Raw genomic sequence first — 18,997 nt, forward strand, 5'->3', positions numbered from 1 at the left:
TTGTCCGCGGAGCCTGGCTCCGTCTCCTTTTCAAAAGCGAATAGTGAGTAGCGAATAGCGAGTAGGGATTTTTCCCGGGTCGCGCCGTTACTCTCTTTTCCCTATTCGCTATTCACTACTCGCTACTCACTTGGCCTTGATCGCCTCGACCAGCGTCGTGCCCAGACGCGCCGGCGATAGCGATACTTTAATGCCGGCCGATTCCATCGCCGCGATCTTGTCTTCCGCGCCGCCCTTGCCGCCGGATATGACCGCGCCCGCATGGCCCATGGTGCGACCGGCCGGCGCGGTGCGCCCGGCGATGAAGCCGGCCATCGGTTTCCTGCGGCCGCGCTTGGCCTCGTCCTTGAGGAACTGCGCGGCGTCTTCCTCGGCCGAACCGCCGATCTCGCCGATCATGATGATCGACTTGGTCTCGTCGTCGGCGAGGAACATTTCGAGCATGTCGATGAACTCGGTGCCTTTGACGGGGTCGCCGCCGATACCGACGGCGGTGGTCTGGCCGAGGCCGACATTGGTGGTCTGGAACACTGCCTCATAGGTAAGCGTTCCCGAGCGCGAAACAACGCCGACCGAGCCCTTGCGGAAGATGTTGCCGGGCATGATACCGATCTTGCATTCGTCGGGGGTGAGCACGCCGGGGCAGTTCGGGCCGATCAGCCGCGAGGTCGAGCGGTCGAGCCGCGCCTTGACCCTAACCATGTCCATCACCGGAATGCCTTCGGTGATGCAGACGATCAGCGGGATCTCGGCTTCGATGGCTTCGAGGATGGCTTCGGCGGCGCCCGCCGGCGGCACATAGACCACCGAGGCATTGGCGCCGGTCTTTTCCTTGCCCTCGGCAACGGAACCGAAGATCGGCAGGTTTTCGCCCTTGGCGCCGGTCCAGGTCTCGCCACCCTTCTTGGGATGGATGCCGCCGACCATCCTGGTGCCGTGATAGGCCAAGGCCTGCTCGGTGTGGAACGTGCCGGTCTTGCCGGTCAGGCCCTGAACCAGCACCTTGGTGTTCTTGTCGATGAGAATGGACATCGGAGCCCTTTTCTAAAAACCGTTGATCGAGGAAGGCGAAACGCGCCGGTAGACGCCGCTCACCATGTCTTGCCAGCTGTCGCTGCCGGCAGGTTTGAAATGCAGTCGCATCCGGTAGGCATCGGGAGTGTCGAAAATATACGTCACGCGCGCTGAGCCGCGCGGCGATGACCGCTCCAGAATCAGTTCTGCGCCGTTCCATGCACCTGTGGCCGGCGAGGCCGGCATAAAACCCATGGAATCGAACTGATGCATGGTGACGAGGCTGTTTGGCTGGTCGAAGCCGAACACTGAGTGCGACCCGAACGAGACCGTGCCGTCGCGGCGCTGGCGATAGCGCTGCACCACGAACAGGCCGCCGAACTGCGCCTCCGCCGGCACCTCCGACGTCGCCGTGCCGCCATCGGCCCATTGCGTTTCCGCCACCTCTTCCTCGCCGCGCCACGCGCCGACCAGCGCCTGCAGGCGCTGGTGATCGGCCGAGAGCGAGGAAAAGGAAGCCGCGTTCATGGTCAGAGCCGCTTCAGGTCGGTGACGGTGAGGTCGCTCTTGGCATTGCCGGTGTTGAGTGTCGTTGCCGGCTCGAACATCAGCACCACGGGCTCGGCGGTCAGCGACCGCGGCCGGTGCTCGACACCCCTTGGCACGACGATGAAGTCGCCCTCGCCGAGCTCGACCGGACCGTCGCGAAAATCGATGGCGATGCGTCCGCGCAGCACGAGAAAGGCCTCGTCCTCATGCTCATGTGCATGCCAGTCGAAGGTCTCGCCGAACTTGGCGACCTTCGCCTGGCTGTCATTGACGTCGCCGGCGATATGCGGATCGAAGACCTTGGTGATCGTTCGATCCGCCGCCTCGACCAGGTTTATCTTGCGCGGAGGCATTCGCCTTCAGCCCTTCACCGCCGCCACGATCTTCTTGGCTGCGTCGTCGAGATCGTCCGCCGACACCACGTTGAGGCCGCTGTCGTTGATGATCTTCTTGCCGAGTTCGGCATTGGTGCCTTCGAGGCGCACCACCAGCGGCACTTCCAGGCCGACTTCCTTGACCGCGGCAATCACGCCCTCGGCAATGATGTCGCACTTCATGATGCCGCCGAAGATGTTGATCAAGATGCCTTTGACCGCCGGATCCCGAGTGATGATCTTGAACGCCGCCGTCACCTTCTCCTTCGACGCGCCGCCGCCGACATCGAGGAAGTTGGCGGGCTCGGCGCCGTAGAGCTTGATGATGTCCATCGTCGCCATCGCGAGGCCGGCGCCATTGACCATGCAGCCGATATTGCCGTCGAGCGCGACATAGGCGAGGTCGTATTTCGACGCCTCGATCTCCTTCTCGTCCTCTTCGGTGGTGTCGCGCAATTCCATCAGTTCGGGGTGGCGAAACAGCGCGTTGTTGTCGAACGACACCTTGGCGTCCAGCACGCGCAGGCGGCCATTTTTCATCACGATCAGCGGGTTGACCTCGAGCAGGCTCATGTCCTTCTCGACAAAGGCCTTGTAGAGGATCGGGAACAGCGTGCCGGCATCCTTGGCGGCATCGCCGGTGAGGCCCAGCGCTTCCACCAATATGTCGACGTCGATGGTCGTCACGCCGGCCAGCGGATCGATGGCGCGGGTGATGATCTTTTCCGGTGTGTCGTGGGCGACGCCTTCAATGTCCATGCCGCCCTCGGTCGAGACGACGAAAGCGATGCGGCCGACCGAGCGGTCGACCAGGATCGACAGATAAAGCTCGCGATCGATGTCGGCGCCGTCCTCGATATAGAGGCGGTTGACCTGCTTGCCGGCGGGGCCGGTCTGCTTGGTCACCAGCGTGTGGCCGAGCATCTCATTGGCGTTGGCAACGACTTCGGCAACCGACTTAGCCAGCCGCACGCCGCCCTTTGCGTCGGGCGACAGTTCCTTGAACTTCCCCTTGCCGCGGCCGCCGGCATGGATTTGGCTCTTCACCACATAGAGCGGACCGGGAAGCGCTTGTGCCGCGGCTTCCGCTTCGCTTGCCTTGAACACCGGCACGCCTTCGGCCACCGGCGCGCCAAAGCTCTTCAGCAGCGCCTTGCCTTGATATTCATGGATGTTCATCTGGATGGTCTCCGGAGGATTATTTCGAGGCGAGATGCGGGGCGATCTTGACGCAGGCCTCGGTCAGGCCCTGCACCGTCGCCACCGAAGCGTCGAACATCTTCTGCTCGGCCTTGTTGAGGTCGATCTCGATGATGCGCTCGACGCCGCCGGCGCCGATGACCACGGGAACGCCGACATAGGTGCCCTTGACGCCATACTGACCCGAGAGATGCGCCGCACAAGGCAGCACACGCTTCTTGTCCTTGAGATAGGATTCCGCCATCGCGATGGCGGAGGCGGCCGGCGCATAGTAGGCCGAGCCGGTCTTCAAGAGGCCGACGATCTCGGCGCCGCCATCGCGGGTACGCTGCACGATCTGGTCGAGCTTTTCCTTCGAGGTCCAACCCATCTTGATCAGGTCGGGCAGCGGAATGCCCGACACCGTGGAATAGCGGATCATCGGCACCATGGAATCGCCGTGGCCGCCAAGCACGAAGGCGGTAACGTCCTCGACCGAGACCTTGAATTCCTCGGCTAGGAAATAGCGGAAGCGCGCGCTGTCGAGCACGCCGGCCATGCCGACGACATGGGTCTTGGGCAGGCCCGAAAACTTCTGCAGCGCCCAGACCATGGCGTCGAGCGGGTTGGTGATGCAGATGACGAAGGCCTTGGGTGCATATTTCTTCAGGCCGGCGCCGACCTGTTCCATGACCTTGAGGTTGATGCCGAGCAGATCGTCGCGGCTCATACCCGGCTTGCGCGGCACGCCGGCAGTGACGATGCAGACATCGGCGCCCTCGATCCCGGCATAATCATTGACGCCGGTCAGCCGGGAGTCAAAACCATCGACCGGCGAAGACTGCGCGATATCGAGCCCCTTGCCTTGCGGGATGCCCTCGGCAATATCGAACAGCACCACGTCGCCGAGGTCCTTGAGGCCGATCATGTGAGCGAGCGTGCCGCCGATCATGCCGGAGCCGATGAGCGCTATCTTGTTGCGTGCCATGTGAGGAAATTTTCCCTTTGTCTGTGACGACGCCCAAAATCCCTGGCGATCTGTTGACGGCGTCGAGGAAGAGGCCGGAATGCTATGGTCTCAGCTAGATTTCGCCGCATCCAGTAGCCCCGGTGGAAAATATATTCAATCGATTATTTTCGAGTGAATGATTTCAATCGGTTAGAAACATTGGGACTTACGTAAACGTCAAAGTTTGTAGGCCAGCTTGGGAGATTTTACACAATGAGCGTGGAAATCAGAAGACTATATCCAGGCGATGACGCCCTTGTGAAGCGCATCGCCCGAGGACGTGTTCGACGAGCCGGTCCGGGCAGACAGGCTTGCTGCCTACCTCGCCTCATCATCAGGTCATCTCATGATCGTGGCATTGGCCGACGGCGTCGTCGACCAATGCCCCACAATCATCCACCGCCATCCCGACAAGGTCAACGGACTCTACATCGACGAAGTCGGCGTCTCACCCGCCTACCAGCGCCAAGGCATCGCGCGAAAAATGCTCGACGCGATGTTCGCGCTCGGCCGCGAGCAAAGGTTGCGGCGAAGGCTGTGTTGGAACCGAGCCGGACAATGTTCCATCGCGCGGGCTTTATGAAAAACGCAGGGAGGAGCATGGGCAGGCGGAGGCGTTTGTAATGTATGCGTATGACCTTTAGGCGTCGGCGGGACAGCGCCCCCCTCTGCCTTGCCAGGCATCTCCCCCACGAGGGGGGAGATCGGACGTCACGCGACCTTTCGCCAATCTCCAATGGCCGCAGGAATGAGCGGAGCGCCGAAACCGCCAATCTCCCCCCGTGTGGGGGAGATGTCTGGCAGGACAGAGGGGGGCGCGAAGGATCACTACATATTACCTCTTCGAACCCTCAGACCTGCACTTCCGCCTTCGCCTTTTGCCGTTCCGCCCAGTCCTCCAGCCAGTCGCGGCTCTGCATTTCGATCAGCCGCGAGGCCGTGCGCTCGAATTCGAACACCTCGTTGCCGCGCCTGGCCGTATAGAGCTCAGGGGGCGAGGCATCGGCGCTTACCACCAGCCGCGTGTGATGATCGTAGAGCGTGTCTATCAGGAGGATGAAGCGCTTGGCCTCGTTGCGCTTGCCTTCGCCCAGCACCGGCACGTGATCGATGAAGACGGTCGAGAAGCGGCCGGCAATCGCCAGAAAATCGCGCGCGCCGAGCGGCTTTTCGCAGAGATCGGCGAAGGAAAACCGCGCCGCATTGCCGGAAGCAGCCGGTATTCTCACCTGCCGCCCCTTGAGCGTCAGCGCGGTCTCGGCCGTTGCCGCCCCGTGCGTCATCGCCTGCCAGGCTTCGTCGAGCATACGATCGGCTTCGGCATCCGCCGGGGTGACATAAACCGGCGTGCGGGCGAGCTTTTCCAGCCTGTAGTCCTTGTCGGCATCAAGCGTCAGCACATGGGCGTGGCGCTCGAGAATGCTGATGAAGGGCAGGAAAAGCTGGCGGTTCAGCCCGTCGCGATAAAGGTCCTGCGGCGCGACATTCGAGGTGGCGACCAGAACCACGCCATTGGCGAACAGCGCCGAAAACAGCCGCGACAGGACCATCGCATCGGCAATGTCGGTGACCGAAAACTCATCGAAGCACAGCACCCAGGCCTGTTCGGCAAGCTGAAGCGCGACCGGCGGGATCGGGTCGTCCTCCTTGACGTCGCCGTTCTTGCGCGCCTGCCGGTGCTTCTGGATGCGGTCCTGCACATCGGCCATGAAGTCGTTGAAATGAACGCGGCGCTTGCGCCTGACCGGCAACAGCTCGAAGAACATATCCATCAGCATGGTCTTGCCGCGACCGACGCCGCCATGAATGTAGAGGCCCTTGACGACCTCGCGCGTCTCGCGCTTGCGGGCAAACAGCCAGCCGAGCGCGCTCGACTTGTGCGCCAGCCGCTTGACCGAGATCTCGCCGGTCAGCCGGTCGAGCGCGGCGGCGATGCGCTCCTGCGCAGGATCGCGCTCGATGGCGCCGGTTGCGACCAGATGGTCGTAGCGCTGCCTGACGGTCGCATGGGTCTGGAGGCCGTCACGCAGATGCATCGGTCACGTCGCTTACTTTGAGCGGATTGCTCCAGGAAAGATCAGGGTGTGTTGCGGTTCAGGTCAGGCCGAGCCGAGAATGGTGGCTCCTGAGAACCGGAGCGGAGCGTACTTAAGTACGCACCGGAAGCGCAGGAAGCCGCCGTTCGCAGGCCGGCCTCACCTGAATATCAGCATACCCTGCCTACCTTGTAAGCGATATCGGCAAGCCGTTGGTAGTCTGGCCGTCGAATTTCGAACCGCCCGAGGAATAGAGCCGCGCCAGCGTGCCGCCATTCTCGTCATAGAGCGTCAGCTGCTTGCCGGCGACGTTCCACGATTTGATGCCGTCGATGGGCGGCGGGCAATGCAGCGGCCCGGCGCGGAAGCCGGCGCCGAATTTGGTCTGCGGCGTCGCCACCTTGCAGCTCTGTCCGGACACGCTGGCGTTCCAGACGCCGGCAACGCTCGCAGCGGTAAGGTCGGAGGCTCCGGCCGGCGCCGATCCGTCCGGCGGCAGCGAGGCGACCTGCGCGCCTGCCGGCGCGGTCGGGAATTGCGATGGGTCGGTGGTGCCCGGCGCTGCCGGGGGCGGCAGTTGGCTTCCGCTCACCGTGCCGGCGGGCGCGGGCTGCAGCGGGGCGGGCTGCTGGTCATCCATCGATGAAAAACGCGAGGTCGAACAGCCGCTCGCAACGAGCGCTGCCAGCGATACGGCCATCAGCCCGCTTCTCGAAAAAATCATTCAAACCTCCGTCGGATCCGGCTGGGGGGGGAAGCCGTCCGCACAATCTCACCCCTCACCAAGATGGAGAAGGTGGCGAAATTTCAACCCGATATGGTTAAAATAGGGTTTGCACCACGAATTGTTGTAAATTTGTCGCAAAATGGCTGGCGGACAAAAGGCATGTCTTCGCTCTAGCGCGGTTCCAACCGGTACATTGGTTGCGAAAGCGGCACCGGAGCCCGCAGCAGGTCGGCGCATCGGCGGTCGAGCGCAACTGCCGGCGCAAAACTGACTGAAGCGCTTGAGGCGCAAGGCCTGGCGCGTGAGCGGTTTCGCGCCTTGCGTCCGGGCGAGGTTTGGGACGTTCCCGAGATCGAGCGCGGCTGGAGTCTGCATTTGGCCGTTTACGGCACTGCCATTTTAGCCGATGGTCTATCGCAACAGGGGGAACAGATGAAATCAATCTTGGCAGTTTTGATCGCGCTGGTAATTTCGACGCCGGCCGCTTTCGCGGGTGAAATCACCGATCGCGCCGCTGAAGCCGAAAAGGCACTGCAGGCGGGTGATGGCGCCGGCGCGCTGGACAAATTCCGCAGCGCCGAGGACGCTCTGTGGCAAGCGATGCCGCTTGGCGTGCAAAATGTGAAGCATATCATGTCGGCCAGCGGGTTCGGCGCCTACGCCGAGCGCCCGAACCATGTCTACAAGCCGGGCGAAGAGATTGTGCTTTATATGGAGCCGGTCGGTTACGGCTACGGCTCGGATGGGCTCGGCAACAACCAGATCGCGCTTTACGTTGACCTTACCGTGCTTTCCCAGTCGGGCGAGAAGCTGGGAACCGTCGAAAAGCTTGGTCGGGTCCAGCTCGCCTCGCGCTCGCATAACCGAGAGATGTTCTTCAAATTAAACGTCTCCCTGGATGGCGTTCCCCCGGGCAAATACCGCGCGGATTTCCTCATGCACGACGAGAACTCGCCAAAGACGGCGCCTTTCACGACCGACTTCGAGATTGCCGAATAGCGCGCCCAGTCGGAAAGAGCCTCGCGGCAACGGAACCAGAGCGCCGCAGATGCGTTCTTAAGCCGGCTGCAGGCCAGTCAATTTGCGAGGCATTGTCCATGATCAAATGGATCATCATTCTTCTGATCGTTGCTGCCGCCGCCAGCCTGCTCGGCATGCCGGCGCTGGCCGGTGCCGCCGCCACCGGCGCGCGCCTGCTGATCGGCATCGTTCTCGTCATCTTCCTGCTGATCGTACTCGGCGTTTTCGCGGTAACCTAGACGCAGCCCACACTGGTAATTCCCGCCCGTTTCCGCCATATAGCGGCGAAACGTACAGGAATTACCTCAGATCATGGCAGGCACTGCCTCCTTCGCCAAGATGAACGGCATCGGCAACGAAATCATCGTCGCCGACATGCGTGGCCGTGCCGATAGGGTCACGGCGGCGTCGGCTGTCGCGCTGAACGCCGATGCGGCGACCAGGTTCGACCAGATCATGGCGATCCACGATTCGCGCACGCCGGGCACCGCCTTTTACATCGACATCTTGAATTCCGACGGCTCGGGCGCGCAGGCCTGCGGCAACGGCATGCGCTGTGTCGTCCAGGCGCTGGCCGCCGAAACCGGCCAGAAGACTTTCACCTTCGAGACCCGCGCCGGCATCCTCAACGCCGTCGAACATGCCGACGGCACCATCTCGGTCGACATGGGCACGCCGCGCTTCGGCTGGCAGGATATCCCGCTGGCTGAGGAATTCCGCGACACCCGCATGATCGAGTTGCAGATCGGCCCCATCGACGCGCCGGTGCTCCATTCGCCTTCGGCTCTCTCGATGGGCAACCCGCACGCCATCTTCTGGGTCGAAAACGATGTCTGGTCCTACGAACTCGAGCGTTTCGGCCCGCTGCTCGAAAGCCATCCGATCTTCCCCGAGCGCGCCAACATCACTATCGCCCAGGTAACGTCGCCGGAGACGATGATCATCCGCACCTGGGAGCGCGGCGCCGGCCTGACCAAGGCCTGCGGCTCGGCCGCTTGCGCTTCCGTCGTCGCCGCTGCCCGCACCCGGCGCGCCGGCCGCAGCGTTACGCTGATGACGCCCGGCGGCGGCTCGCTGCATGTGGAATGGCGCGACGACGACCACGTCATCCTGACCGGTGCCGCCGAATGGGAATTTTCCGGCAGTTTCGATCCGTCGACCGGCACCTGGGCCCGCGACACCGAAAGCGCGGCCTGATGTCTGCACTTGCCGATACCAAGGGCCTCAACTCCCAAGGCATAGACGTCGTCACCTTCGGCTGCCGTCTCAACACCTATGAATCCGAGGTGATGCGGCGCGAGGCCGAAAGTGCCGGCCTCGGCGCGCTCAAAGGCGGGGCTATCATCTTCAACACCTGCGCCGTCACTTCGGAAGCGGTGCGCCAGGCCAGGCAGTCGATCCGCAAAGCCCGCCGCGAAAACCCGGCGGCGCGCATCATCGTCACCGGCTGCGCCGCGCAGACCGAACCGCAGAATTTTGCCGCCATGCACGAGGTCGACCTCGTGCTCGGCAATGAGGAGAAGCTGAAGGCGAACTCCTATCGCGCGCTGCCGGATTTCGGCGTCAACGACACCGAAAAGGCGCGCGTCAACGACATCTTCTCGGTGCGCGAGACCGCCGGCCACATGGTCGACGCCATTGAGGGCCGGGCGCGTGCTTTCGTCCAGGTGCAGAATGGCTGCGACCATCGCTGCACCTTCTGCATCATCCCCTATGGCCGCGGCAACTCACGCTCGGTGCCGATGGGCGCCGTGGTCGAGCCGGTCAAGCGTCTGGCCGGCAACGGCTACGCCGAGATCGTGCTGACCGGCGTCGACATGACCTCTTTCGGCGCCGACCTGCCGGGCGCGCCGAAGCTGGGAAAGCTGGTGAAGACCATCCTGAAGCAGGTGCCCGACGTGAAGCGGCTGCGGCTGTCCTCCATCGATTCGATCGAAGCCGACGACGATCTGCTGGACGCCATCGCCACCGAGCCCAGGCTGATGCCGCATCTGCATCTGTCGCTGCAGTCGGGCGACGACATGATCTTGAAGCGCATGAAGCGCAGGCATTTGCGTGACCAGTCGATCCGCTTCTGCGAGGATGTGCGCAAGCTGCGCCCCGAAATCGTCTTCGGCGCCGACATCATCGCCGGCTTCCCGACCGAGACCGAGGAAATGTTTCAGAATTCGATAAAGATCGTCGAGGAATGTGGGCTGACGCACCTGCATGTCTTCCCGTTTTCGCCGCGCGAAGGCACGCCCGCCGCGCGCATGCCGCAGGTCCGCCGCGAATTGGTCAAGCAGCGCGCGGCCCAGCTGCGCGCCGCTGGTGAGGCTGCGTATCGCCGCCATCTGTCGTCGCTCCCGGGAACGCGCCAAACGATCCTTATCGAGCGCGACGGCCTCGGCCGCACCGAAGGGTTCACGCTTGCCGCGCTCGGCACAGGCGCGCCGGGCGAGATCGTCGAGGCAGACATCACCGGCCATGATGGGGCGCGCCTGATAGCCTCGCCCCTCACTGCCTGCGCCGCCTGAGACGATTGAAGCATGGCCGGTTTTTTCAAGAACATATTTTCGTTCGGCAAGAAGGAAGTCGTCGAGGAGCGCATCGACGAAACCGCTCCCCTGCCGCCGATCAAATGGGATGCGCTTGAGGCGCTGAAGCCGGCGGCCGAGCAGGTCGTTCCGGAGTTCTTGAAGCGCGAGGAGCCCGAGCCGCCGACGCCCCACCCTCCCCTCGATGGGGAGGGTCGCCACGAAGTGGCGGGGAGGGGTGAGAGCGCCGACACCGCCGCCACTCACCCCCACCCCCAAGCTTCGCTTGGGACCTCCCCCATCGAGGGGGAGGTAAAGCCTGCGCCGCAGTCGGCGCCAGAAGAACCGAAGCCCGAACCCGCGCCGATCATCCCGCCCGCGCCGGAACCGGTCGTCCCATCCGAGCCGGAACCGTTGCCGGAGCCCGCGCCGGTAGAAGAACCGCAGCCTGAGCCGGAGACACCCGAGCCGCCTGCACCGGAAGAAGTTCCTGCGCCGCCAGCCGTTCCGGAGCCGGCTCCCGAGCCGCAGCCCCAAGAAGTGCCGCCGGTGCCGGCCGAGCCGGAGATCGAACCATCGCGTCCGGAACCGCAGCTGGAGCCCGCTCCCGTCGAAGTGCCGACGCCTGCCGAGACTCCAGCAGAACCGGCCGCCCCGATCGAAGTGCCGCAACCGTCCGCGCCTCCCGCACAGCCTACCTCAGAGGTCAGCGCCGCCCCTCATCCGCCTGCCGGCACCTTCTCCCCGTATAGCCACGGGGAGAAGGACGAGGCGCCCCACCCTCCCCTCGATGGGGAGGGTCGACGCGAAGCGGCGGGGTGGGGTGATGGCGCCGACGCCAGCGCAAATCACCCCCACCCCCAAGCTTCGCTTGGGACCTCCCCCATCGAGGGGGAGGTAAAGCGCACTCCGGTCGAAGCCACACCCGCGCCGGTCGAGGTCCGGGCTGTCACGGCGGGGGTTGCGCCCATGCCTGAACCGGGTTTTCCGCCGACACCACAGCCGACACCGTCAGTCGGCAAAGTCACCGTAACCAAAAAGGTCGAGCAGAAAGCCGAGCCGCAAAAGGCGCCCGAACCGGCGCCGCGACGCTCCTGGTTCCAGCGCATGCGCGACGGGCTTGCCCGCTCCTCGAAAGAACTCACCGGCAACATTGCCGGCGTCTTCACCAAGCGAAAGCTCGACGAAGAGACGCTGCAGGACCTCGAAGACGTGCTGATCCGCGCCGATCTGGGCATGGAAACAGCCTTGCGCGTCACCGATGCCCTCGCTGCCAGCCGCTACGGCAAGGATGTCTCCGACGCGGATGTCCGCACCATCATGGCGGCCGAGGTGGAGAAGGTGCTGGCCCATGTCGCCATGCCGCTGGAGCTCGACCTCTCGCACAAGCCGCATGTCATTCTGGTGGTCGGCGTCAACGGCACCGGCAAGACCACGACCATCGGCAAGCTCGCCGCCAAACTGACGGATGGTGGCCTGTCGGTGATGCTGGCCGCCGGCGATACCTTTCGCGCTGCAGCCATCGAGCAGCTGAAGATCTGGGGCGAGAGGACGAAGTCGCCGGTCATCGCCTCGAAGATCGGCGCGGATGCCGCCGGCCTCGCCTACGACGCTTTCGAACGCGCCAAGGAGGCCGGCTCCGACGTGCTGATCATCGACACCGCCGGCCGGCTGCAAAACAAGACCGAACTGATGGCGGAGCTGGAAAAAATCGTGCGCGTGCTGGGCAAGCTCGATCCGGAAGCGCCGCATACCGTGCTGCAGACGGTCGACGCCACCACCGGCCAGAATGCGCTCAATCAGGTCGAGATCTTCCGCAATGTCGCCGGCGTCAACGGCCTGGTGATGACCAAGCTGGACGGCACGGCGCGCGGCGGTATTCTGGTCGCGATCGCGGCAAAGCACAAACTGCCGGTCTATTTCATCGGCGTCGGCGAACAGGTCGACGACCTCGAACCATTCTCGGCCGGCGAATTCGCCAGGGCGATCGCCGGCGTAGCGTAACAGGCAATGATCCCGAAGAGCTGACGGCTTTTTGGACAAGATCATGCGTCAGAAGGAAGTCATGAACTCACCCATCCTCGAACGCGACCCGTCCGATCCGCGAAAGAAGAAAGAAAGCGTCAATCCGCTGCTCAAGCTGGTGCTGGAACTCGGGCCGCTGATGGTGTTCTTCTTCGCCAATGCACGCGGCGCCTGGCTGGTGCAGAAATTTCCTGTCCTGGCCGAATTCGGCGGGCCGATCTTCGTCGCCACCGGCCTTTTCATGGCGGCGACGGCGATCGCGCTGATCGCCTCCTGGCTGCTGCTGCGCACCTTGCCGATCATGCCGATGGTCTCGGGCGTCGTCGTCTTCATCTTCGGCGCGCTGACGCTCTATCTGCAGGACGACGTGTTCATCAAGATGAAGCCGACCATCGTCAACACCCTGTTCGGCGGCGTGCTGCTCGGCGGTCTGTATTTCGGCCGATCGCTGCTCGGCTATGTCTTCGATTCGGCCTTTCGCCTCGATGCCGAAGGCTGGCGCAAGCTGACTTTCCGCTGGGGCCTGTTCTTCCTGTTCCTGGCTCTTGCCAATGAAGTGGTGTGGCGGAATTTTTCCACCGACTTCTGGGTTACCTTCAAGGTCTGGGGCATCATGCCGATCACCCTGTTGTTCACCTTCAGCCAGATGCCGCTGATCCTGCACCATTCGATCGAGGATAAGGCCGAGAAGGTGGAAGAAGCCGGCAAGTAGAGCAATTCCAGGATAAGTGTGAAGCCGTCCGGAATTGCGTCAGAATAAACGGAGACGGCCATGGAATTCGTCACCACGCGCGATGAACTGAGGACGATCTACAAGACGCCGCGGCCGACCGACACCTCGATGCGCAAGGAACTCAGGGCGCTCGACGGCCACTGCCGCTCTTTCATCGGCAAGAGCCCTTTCGTGCTGATCGGTTCTTCCGACGGCGCCGGCAATGCCGACGTGACGCCGAAAGGCGACAGACCGGGCTTTGCCCTTGTTCTCGACGACAGGACCATCGCCATTCCCGACCGGCCCGGCAACAACCGGCTGGACACGCTGGAGAACATCCTGCTCAATCCTTCGGTCGGCCTGCTTTTCCTGATCCCCGGCATGAACGAGACGCTGCGCATCAATGGCGATGCCCGCATCACCGTCGACGCCGCCTTGCGCGATCGCCTCGCCGTCGACGGCAGGCAACCGCAAAGCGTCGTCGTGGTCAGCGTCAAGGCCGCCTACATGCACTGCGCCAAGGCGTTCATGCGCTCCGAATTGTGGAAGCCGGACAGCTGGCACAACCGCGCCACATTGCCGACGCTGGGTAAGATCCTGTCCGATCAGATGGCGCATACCGAAACTGCCGACGATTTCGACCGCTCGCTGGACGAGGCCTACAGCAAGACCCTGTGGTAAATTTCGCGTACGATTCGCCATTGCAGTCCTTTGCCGGTTTCCCTAGCCCTGTTTCCCCGTGATCGAACTCCTCGCCATCTCCGGCAGCCTGCGCGCCGCCTCGACCAATTCGGCGCTGCTGGCGGCGCTGTCCGCGAACGCGCCTTCGGATTGCCGCGTAACTGTCTATGACGGGCTCGGCCTGCTGCCGATCTTCAACCCGGATGACGAAGGCGAGCGCACACCGGCCGAGGCCATGCGGCTGATCGAGGCCGTCACCAGCGCCGACGGCATCATCGTCTCCTGCCCCGAATATGCCCATGGCGTGCCCGGCGGCATGAAAAACGCGCTCGACTGGCTGGTCTCGCGCGACGCCGCCGTCGGCAAGCCCGCCATGCTGGCCCACGCCTCCGCGCGCTCGCTCTATGCCCGCGCCGCGCTGGCCGAGATCATGCGCACCATGTCGTTCGCGCTTTGTGAGAATGCGGTTCTGGAGATTGCCTTGCTCGGCAAGAAACCGCCGGAGATAGAAGCGATCCTGGGAGAGGACGAGAACCTGCGGGCCATGCGCGAAGCGGTGCAGGTTTTCGCGAGTTTTATACGCGCAAACGTTGCCTCGTCATCCTAGGGCGGAGCAAGGAGCGAAGCGACGCGGCGCAGACCCTAGGATGACGAACGAAAGGGTGCGGCGCACCCCAACGTGCCGCAGTGCTACCCCTTCCGCAACGTCTCGACATCGGTCACACCGACATACCAGTCGCGCGCGTTGACCTCTTCGAACACCACCCAGACGTCGTCATTGCTAAGCCCGGTGGCGTCCATGATGGCCGCCGTGACCTTTTTGGCGATGTCGGCCTTCTTGCCAGCGGGATCAGCGGCGATCACTTCCTTGACGATGCGGATGTTGACGAATGGCATGACGTCCTCCCCTTGAATTGTGTCTGATACCGCCGCCGCTGGGCGGCTTCGAAATCCGCTCCGGCGAACCGCTTGGCGGTGGTTCCGTCAGCCGCAGCGCAACGGGCGCCGCGGGAATGCGCAGAAACGCCATCAAGGGCCGCCAGAGAAGCGTTTGCAGCAGCCTCAATACGTCTTCGCCCCGTTCACCATCAGCCGCACCATGTAGAGCGACGTCGTGCCGGCGATGTAGAGGCAGTTCAGCTTGTTGCCGCCGAACACGCAATTGGCGGTCACTTCCGGCACCTTCACCTTGCCGATCAGCGTGCCGTCGGGATCGTAGCAATGGATGCCGTCGGCGGCACTGGTCCAGATGCGGCCGGCCTCGTCGAGCCGGAAGCCGTCGAACAGGCCGGCCGTGCAGTCGGCGAACACCTTGCCGCCCGACACCTTCTTGCCGTGCTTGCCGACGTTGAAGACCCGCATATGCGCGGGGTTCTGCGCGCCATGGGTGCGGCCGGTGTCGACGACATAGAGCTGGCTTTCATCCAGTGAAAAGGCAAGCCCGTTCGGCCGGACCATGTCGGTGATGACGGCCTCGACCTCGCCCGTATCCGGATCGACCCGGTAGACATTGCAAGCGCCGATCTCGCTTTCGGCCTTGTCGCCCTCATAGTCGGTGTCGATGCCGTAGCTCGGATCGGTGAACCAGATCGAGCCGTCGGATTTCACGACCGCGTCATTGGGCGAATTCAGCCGCTTGCCTTTCCATTCGGCCGCGATGGTGGTGACGGAACCGTCATGCTCGGTGCGGCTGACGCGGCGGCCGGAATGCTCGCACGTCACCAGTCGGCCCTGGCGGTCGACGGTGTTGCCGTTGGAATTGCCGGAGGGCTGACGGAAGACGCTGACATTGCCGTCGGTCTCGTCATAGCGCAGCATGCGGTTGTTGGGGATGTCGGACCAGACGACATAGCGGCCGGCGGCGAACCAGGCCGGCCCTTCCGCCCACTGACATCCGGTAAACAGCTTTTCCACCTGGGCGTTCCCGTTGAACAGCCGCGCGAAACGCGGATCCAGAATTTCGTAATAGTCTGCGGTCGCCATGCATTTCCTCCGGGCATCACGTGACGCGCGGATCAAGCCAGCCTGCGGGCGCGATGGCAAGGTGGCGCAGGCGCAATTTGTAAGACAAAAGGTGCCCGGCCGGCATGGCCCGCCAGCCTGTCCGGCCGTTTATGGTGCTGTAGCGCTGTATTAACCCGCTATGCGCCCTGTGCAATGGTGCATTGCAACATCTTCTTTTTGCATCGCACCATTCCTATGTCATGGTGCGAACGACCAAGGGAGGAACAAATTCACCGCTGATATGCGGCACGAAAGGACCCTTGCTATGGCTTTTGACAACCTCTTCTCCCGCGCGCGCACCTCGATGGCCAAGCGCCGCCACTATAACCGCCTCGTCGCGGAAATCGAAAACCTGACGAGCCGCGATCTGGCCGACCTGCGCGCCGACCGCTCGGAAATGCTCTACCAGGTCCACAGGCAGATCTACGGCTGAGCATTTCAGACCTCAGCGGGGCACCGCCCCCTCACCCGGATTGCCAAACCGAATTGCATGAGCAATTCGGGCAATCCGACCTCTCCCCCCGGGGAGAGGAGCTAGCCTGTGCCGATGCTTCCCTCTTCTCCCCCACGGGGAGGAGGGGGCGCGTAGCGGCCCGATGAGGGGGCATGGCGCCAACGTCAGCCCGGTGCCGCGAGCGCCTTTTCAATCTGCGGCAACAGAACATCCCTCGCCGACTCCCCTGTCAGCGGCCCGACATGCTTGTAGGCAATCTTGCCGTCCTTGCCGATGACGAAGGTTTCCGGCACGCCGTAGACGCCCCAGTCGATGGCCGTGCGGCCGGCCTCGTCGACACCTATCGCCTGGAACGGATTGCCGAGATCACCAAGGAACCGGCGCGCGTTTTGCGCTTGGTCCTTGTAGTTTAGCGCGGCCATGACGAAGCGCTTGTCCTGCGACAGCTGCAAGAGCACCGGATGCTCTTCCCGGCACGGCGCGCACCACGATGCAAAGACGTTGACCAGCGTTACCTTGCCGGCGAAGGCTTTCGAATCCAGCCCGGGCAGGTTTGACCCTTCCAGCGCCGGCAGGTTGGTCTGCGGCGCCGGCAGGCCGATCAGCGCCGACGGCACTGCCGCCTCATCGCGTCCCGACAAAAGCTGCGACAGGAACAATCCGGCGAGGCCGAGAAAAACCAGCAGCGGCAACAGCACGATCAGGCGGCGGCGCGGCGACGCCGGCGTTTCGATTTCCGTGCTCATGGCTTGCTGGCCCCAGTGCTGGCCCGAGTACCGGCTTTGTCCGAGCGACGCCGCACGCCGGCCGCTTCGAGGTCTGCCAGTTCGCGCTTGCGGGTCCGCTGGTCGAGCAGGATCCAGCCGATCAGCCCGGCCAGCACGATCACCGTGATGCCATAGGCGGCCGCGACATAGAGTGCGTGTGCACTCATGCGCTTCGCTCCCCTTCCACCGTCACTTCGTCGTGCTCGATCATGGCCTTCCCATGGCTTTGCGGCTTTCTTAGCTTTGCGGCTGGGGCTTCGCAATTGATCGTCGCGCCGCAGCGGTCATATCAATCCGTTCCATGCCGCAGCGCCAGTGCTGCCGCCACCGGACCCAGCACGGCAAGAAACAGCGTCAGCGCGGCAAGAATGAGGAAGGGCTGCAGGAACGGATCAGGGTCGGCCACCGCGCCGTAGCTCGCCGACACCCCGAAGATCAGCACCGGGATGGTCAGCGGCAGCACCAGCACCGAGATCAGCAGACCGCCACGCGGCAGCGCCACCGCCACCGCCGCCCCGACCGCGCCGATGAAAGTGATCGCCGGCGTGCCGACCAGCAGCGTGAGCGCGGTGGCGCCGATGCTGAGCGGCTCCATGTTCATGAACAGGCTCAGCAGAGGTGCCGCAACCACCAGCGGCAGAACGCTGCCCATCCAGTGCGCCAGGCACTTCACCAGCACCGTCAGCGCCAGCATGTGGCGGTCATTGCCCAGCACCAGAAGATCGAGCGAACCGTCTTCGCGATCGGCCTGAAACAGCCGGTCGAGGCCGAGCAGGCAGGCGAGCAGAGCGCCGATCCAAAGGATCGCCGGACCGATGCGGGCGAGCAGCTTCAGGTCCGGTCCGACACCGAAGGGGATGGTGGCGATGACGGCGAGGAAGAAGATGACGCCGGTGAGCGCCCCGCCCCCGGCACGGATTGAGAGACGGACGTCGCGCAGGAAGAGGGCTAGCATTGGCGAGCCGCGCCTGCGGTTTGATCGCCATCTTGCCGAAGGTGGCGTTCCTTCACACCCCCCTCTGTCCTCCCGGACATCTCCCCCGCAAGGGGGGAGATTGGCAGTTCCGTTGCTGACGCCTCTTTTTCAATGCCGGTGATTGGCGAAAGCCGGCATGACATCTGATCTCCCCCCCTGCGGGGGAGATGCCCGGTAGGGCAGAGGGGGGTGGGCGGGAATGCCGACATCACCCTATTGCTCCCATCCTCAATTCCTTCGCCCCATCCAATCCCAGTGGCAAATGCGTCGCCGCGACAATAATCCCGCCCTCCGCGCAATGCCTCGTCATCAGCCCCGCAAACCGCGCCTCCGAGGCCTTGTCCAGCCCAGCCGTCGGCTCATCCAGCAGCCACAGCGGCTTATGACTGACCAGCAATTTCGCAATCGCCGCCCGCCGCCTTTGCCCGGTCGACAGATATCCGAAAGGCAGATGGCCGATGCCGCCGAGACCAACCGTCTCCAGCGCCTCCCCCACACCCGACTGCCCGTCGCCGTTGAAATCGCGCCAGAAGCGCAGATTCTCCGCCACGCTGAGCGCCGTCTTCATTGCATTGAGGTGGCCGAGATAGTGGATCGCCGAAGCGATCGTCGGAAACGTCTCGCCGCCGCCCTCGATGCGCACATCGCCTTGCGCCTTCGGCAGCAGCCCGGCGATGACCCTGAGCAGCGTCGATTTGCCCGAGCCGTTCGGCCCGGTGACGACCAGCACCTGGCCCTTGTCGAGCGCAAAACCGATGCCGGAAAAGACCGTCTCGCCGCCGCGTTCGCCGCCCAGATTTTCGGCAATCAGCCGCATGCCTGCCCGTCCCGAAAACTTTACCGCGCGATAGCTGCCGCATCGCACAAATTTGCTCCGCAACTGTCTAGAACTATTCCAGAAAATTCTCTATATGCGGGACATCCGTGCCAGCGGTCGGCACGGGAACAGAATTT

23 protein-coding genes are annotated in these 18,997 nt (G+C 63.5%); 10 read left to right on the top strand and 13 right to left on the bottom strand.

Annotated features, from left to right (window positions below):
* Positions 1–126: 126 nt before the first annotated feature.
* The 5 genes from sucD to mdh are packed head-to-tail and all read right to left on the bottom strand — an operon-like array spanning position 127 to position 4,104.
* Positions 127–1,032, bottom strand: coding sequence for a succinate--CoA ligase subunit alpha (gene sucD, locus AC3CCE_RS11370; RefSeq protein ID WP_352626040.1), 906 nt, complete (start codon positions 1,030–1,032; stop codon positions 127–129).
* Between the two features lie 12 nt (positions 1,033–1,044).
* Entirely contained in the window at positions 1,045–1,542 is a 498-nt protein-coding gene (locus AC3CCE_RS11375; protein WP_352626041.1) for a DUF1579 family protein, read from the bottom strand.
* A 2-nt stretch (positions 1,543–1,544) separates the two neighbouring features.
* Positions 1,545–1,916 (bottom strand): cupin domain-containing protein, encoded by a 372-nt coding sequence (locus AC3CCE_RS11380; RefSeq protein WP_023670539.1) that lies wholly within the window; start codon positions 1,914–1,916, stop codon positions 1,545–1,547.
* 6 nt (positions 1,917–1,922) lie between these two features.
* Entirely contained in the window at positions 1,923–3,116 is a 1,194-nt protein-coding gene (sucC, locus tag AC3CCE_RS11385) for an ADP-forming succinate--CoA ligase subunit beta (RefSeq protein ID WP_023687692.1), read from the bottom strand.
* Between the two features lie 19 nt (positions 3,117–3,135).
* Positions 3,136–4,104 (bottom strand): malate dehydrogenase, encoded by a 969-nt coding sequence (gene mdh, locus AC3CCE_RS11390; protein ID WP_023694518.1) that lies wholly within the window; start codon positions 4,102–4,104, stop codon positions 3,136–3,138.
* A gap of 301 nt (positions 4,105–4,405) precedes the next feature.
* Between mdh and AC3CCE_RS11395 the strand changes: the two genes are divergently transcribed.
* A complete protein-coding gene (locus AC3CCE_RS11395; protein WP_352626042.1) occupies positions 4,406–4,708 on the top strand; it encodes a GNAT family N-acetyltransferase in 303 nt (100 codons plus the stop codon).
* A gap of 268 nt (positions 4,709–4,976) precedes the next feature.
* Here AC3CCE_RS11395 and zapE read toward each other — a convergent pair whose 3' ends face one another.
* Entirely contained in the window at positions 4,977–6,161 is a 1,185-nt protein-coding gene (gene zapE / locus AC3CCE_RS11400; protein ID WP_352626043.1) for a cell division protein ZapE, read from the bottom strand.
* A 184-nt stretch (positions 6,162–6,345) separates the two neighbouring features.
* Entirely contained in the window at positions 6,346–6,885 is a 540-nt protein-coding gene (locus AC3CCE_RS11405) for a protease inhibitor Inh/omp19 family protein (protein ID WP_023687689.1), read from the bottom strand.
* 378 nt (positions 6,886–7,263) lie between these two features.
* Between AC3CCE_RS11405 and AC3CCE_RS11410 the strand changes: the two genes are divergently transcribed.
* From AC3CCE_RS11410 to AC3CCE_RS11445, 8 genes are all read left to right on the top strand, one after another.
* The gene (locus AC3CCE_RS11410) at positions 7,264–7,887 is read left to right on the top strand and encodes a hypothetical protein (RefSeq protein ID WP_352626044.1); all 624 of its coding nucleotides are present in this window, start codon (positions 7,264–7,266) and stop codon (positions 7,885–7,887) included.
* 98 nt (positions 7,888–7,985) lie between these two features.
* On the top strand, positions 7,986–8,147 hold the full coding sequence (locus tag AC3CCE_RS11415; RefSeq protein WP_023671746.1) for a DUF1328 family protein: 162 nt from the start codon (positions 7,986–7,988) through the stop codon (positions 8,145–8,147).
* 73 nt (positions 8,148–8,220) lie between these two features.
* Positions 8,221–9,105, top strand: a complete 885-nt coding sequence (gene dapF, locus AC3CCE_RS11420; protein ID WP_352626045.1) for a diaminopimelate epimerase — start codon at positions 8,221–8,223, stop codon at positions 9,103–9,105.
* On the top strand, positions 9,105–10,424 hold the full coding sequence (gene mtaB, locus AC3CCE_RS11425; protein ID WP_352626046.1) for a tRNA (N(6)-L-threonylcarbamoyladenosine(37)-C(2))-methylthiotransferase MtaB: 1,320 nt from the start codon (positions 9,105–9,107) through the stop codon (positions 10,422–10,424). Before dapF ends, mtaB begins: the two co-directional genes overlap by 1 nt.
* A 12-nt stretch (positions 10,425–10,436) precedes the next feature.
* The gene (ftsY, locus tag AC3CCE_RS11430; protein ID WP_488377137.1) at positions 10,437–12,428 is read left to right on the top strand and encodes a signal recognition particle-docking protein FtsY; all 1,992 of its coding nucleotides are present in this window, start codon (positions 10,437–10,439) and stop codon (positions 12,426–12,428) included.
* Positions 12,429–12,489: 61 nt separating this feature from the next.
* Positions 12,490–13,161 carry a septation protein A gene (locus AC3CCE_RS11435; RefSeq protein WP_023745428.1) on the top strand — a complete coding sequence of 224 codons (672 nt, stop codon included), beginning with the start codon at positions 12,490–12,492 and terminating at the stop codon, positions 13,159–13,161.
* 60 nt (positions 13,162–13,221) lie between these two features.
* The gene (locus AC3CCE_RS11440) at positions 13,222–13,842 is read left to right on the top strand and encodes a pyridoxamine 5'-phosphate oxidase family protein (RefSeq protein ID WP_352626048.1); all 621 of its coding nucleotides are present in this window, start codon (positions 13,222–13,224) and stop codon (positions 13,840–13,842) included.
* A gap of 58 nt (positions 13,843–13,900) precedes the next feature.
* Positions 13,901–14,449, top strand: a complete 549-nt coding sequence (locus tag AC3CCE_RS11445; protein WP_023683853.1) for an NADPH-dependent FMN reductase — start codon at positions 13,901–13,903, stop codon at positions 14,447–14,449.
* An 83-nt stretch (positions 14,450–14,532) separates the two neighbouring features.
* Here AC3CCE_RS11445 and AC3CCE_RS11450 read toward each other — a convergent pair whose 3' ends face one another.
* Positions 14,533–14,739 (bottom strand): tautomerase family protein, encoded by a 207-nt coding sequence (locus tag AC3CCE_RS11450; protein WP_023683852.1) that lies wholly within the window; start codon positions 14,737–14,739, stop codon positions 14,533–14,535.
* A 165-nt stretch (positions 14,740–14,904) separates the two neighbouring features.
* Positions 14,905–15,825 carry an SMP-30/gluconolactonase/LRE family protein gene (locus AC3CCE_RS11455; protein WP_023671738.1) on the bottom strand — a complete coding sequence of 307 codons (921 nt, stop codon included), beginning with the start codon at positions 15,823–15,825 and terminating at the stop codon, positions 14,905–14,907.
* Between the two features lie 286 nt (positions 15,826–16,111).
* Between AC3CCE_RS11455 and AC3CCE_RS11460 the strand changes: the two genes are divergently transcribed.
* Positions 16,112–16,279 (top strand): hypothetical protein, encoded by a 168-nt coding sequence (locus AC3CCE_RS11460; RefSeq protein WP_023671737.1) that lies wholly within the window; start codon positions 16,112–16,114, stop codon positions 16,277–16,279.
* Positions 16,280–16,464: 185 nt separating this feature from the next.
* Here the strand turns inward: AC3CCE_RS11460 and AC3CCE_RS11465 are convergent, their stop codons facing one another.
* From AC3CCE_RS11465 to ccmA, 4 genes are all read right to left on the bottom strand, one after another.
* Positions 16,465–17,046 carry a DsbE family thiol:disulfide interchange protein gene (locus AC3CCE_RS11465; RefSeq protein WP_023736755.1) on the bottom strand — a complete coding sequence of 194 codons (582 nt, stop codon included), beginning with the start codon at positions 17,044–17,046 and terminating at the stop codon, positions 16,465–16,467.
* Positions 17,043–17,234 carry a heme exporter protein CcmD gene (gene ccmD / locus AC3CCE_RS11470; protein ID WP_023736754.1) on the bottom strand — a complete coding sequence of 64 codons (192 nt, stop codon included), beginning with the start codon at positions 17,232–17,234 and terminating at the stop codon, positions 17,043–17,045. The genes AC3CCE_RS11465 and ccmD overlap by 4 nt, the downstream gene beginning before the upstream one ends.
* Before the next feature lie 122 nt (positions 17,235–17,356).
* Positions 17,357–18,022: a heme exporter protein CcmB gene (gene ccmB, locus AC3CCE_RS11475; protein ID WP_352626049.1), complete on the bottom strand. Its 666-nt coding sequence runs from the start codon at positions 18,020–18,022 to the stop codon at positions 17,357–17,359.
* A gap of 229 nt (positions 18,023–18,251) precedes the next feature.
* The gene (gene ccmA, locus AC3CCE_RS11480; RefSeq protein WP_023732874.1) at positions 18,252–18,860 is read right to left on the bottom strand and encodes a heme ABC exporter ATP-binding protein CcmA; all 609 of its coding nucleotides are present in this window, start codon (positions 18,858–18,860) and stop codon (positions 18,252–18,254) included.
* Positions 18,861–18,997 lie beyond the last annotated feature (137 nt).

Source organism: Mesorhizobium sp. P160187, from assembly GCF_057766425.1.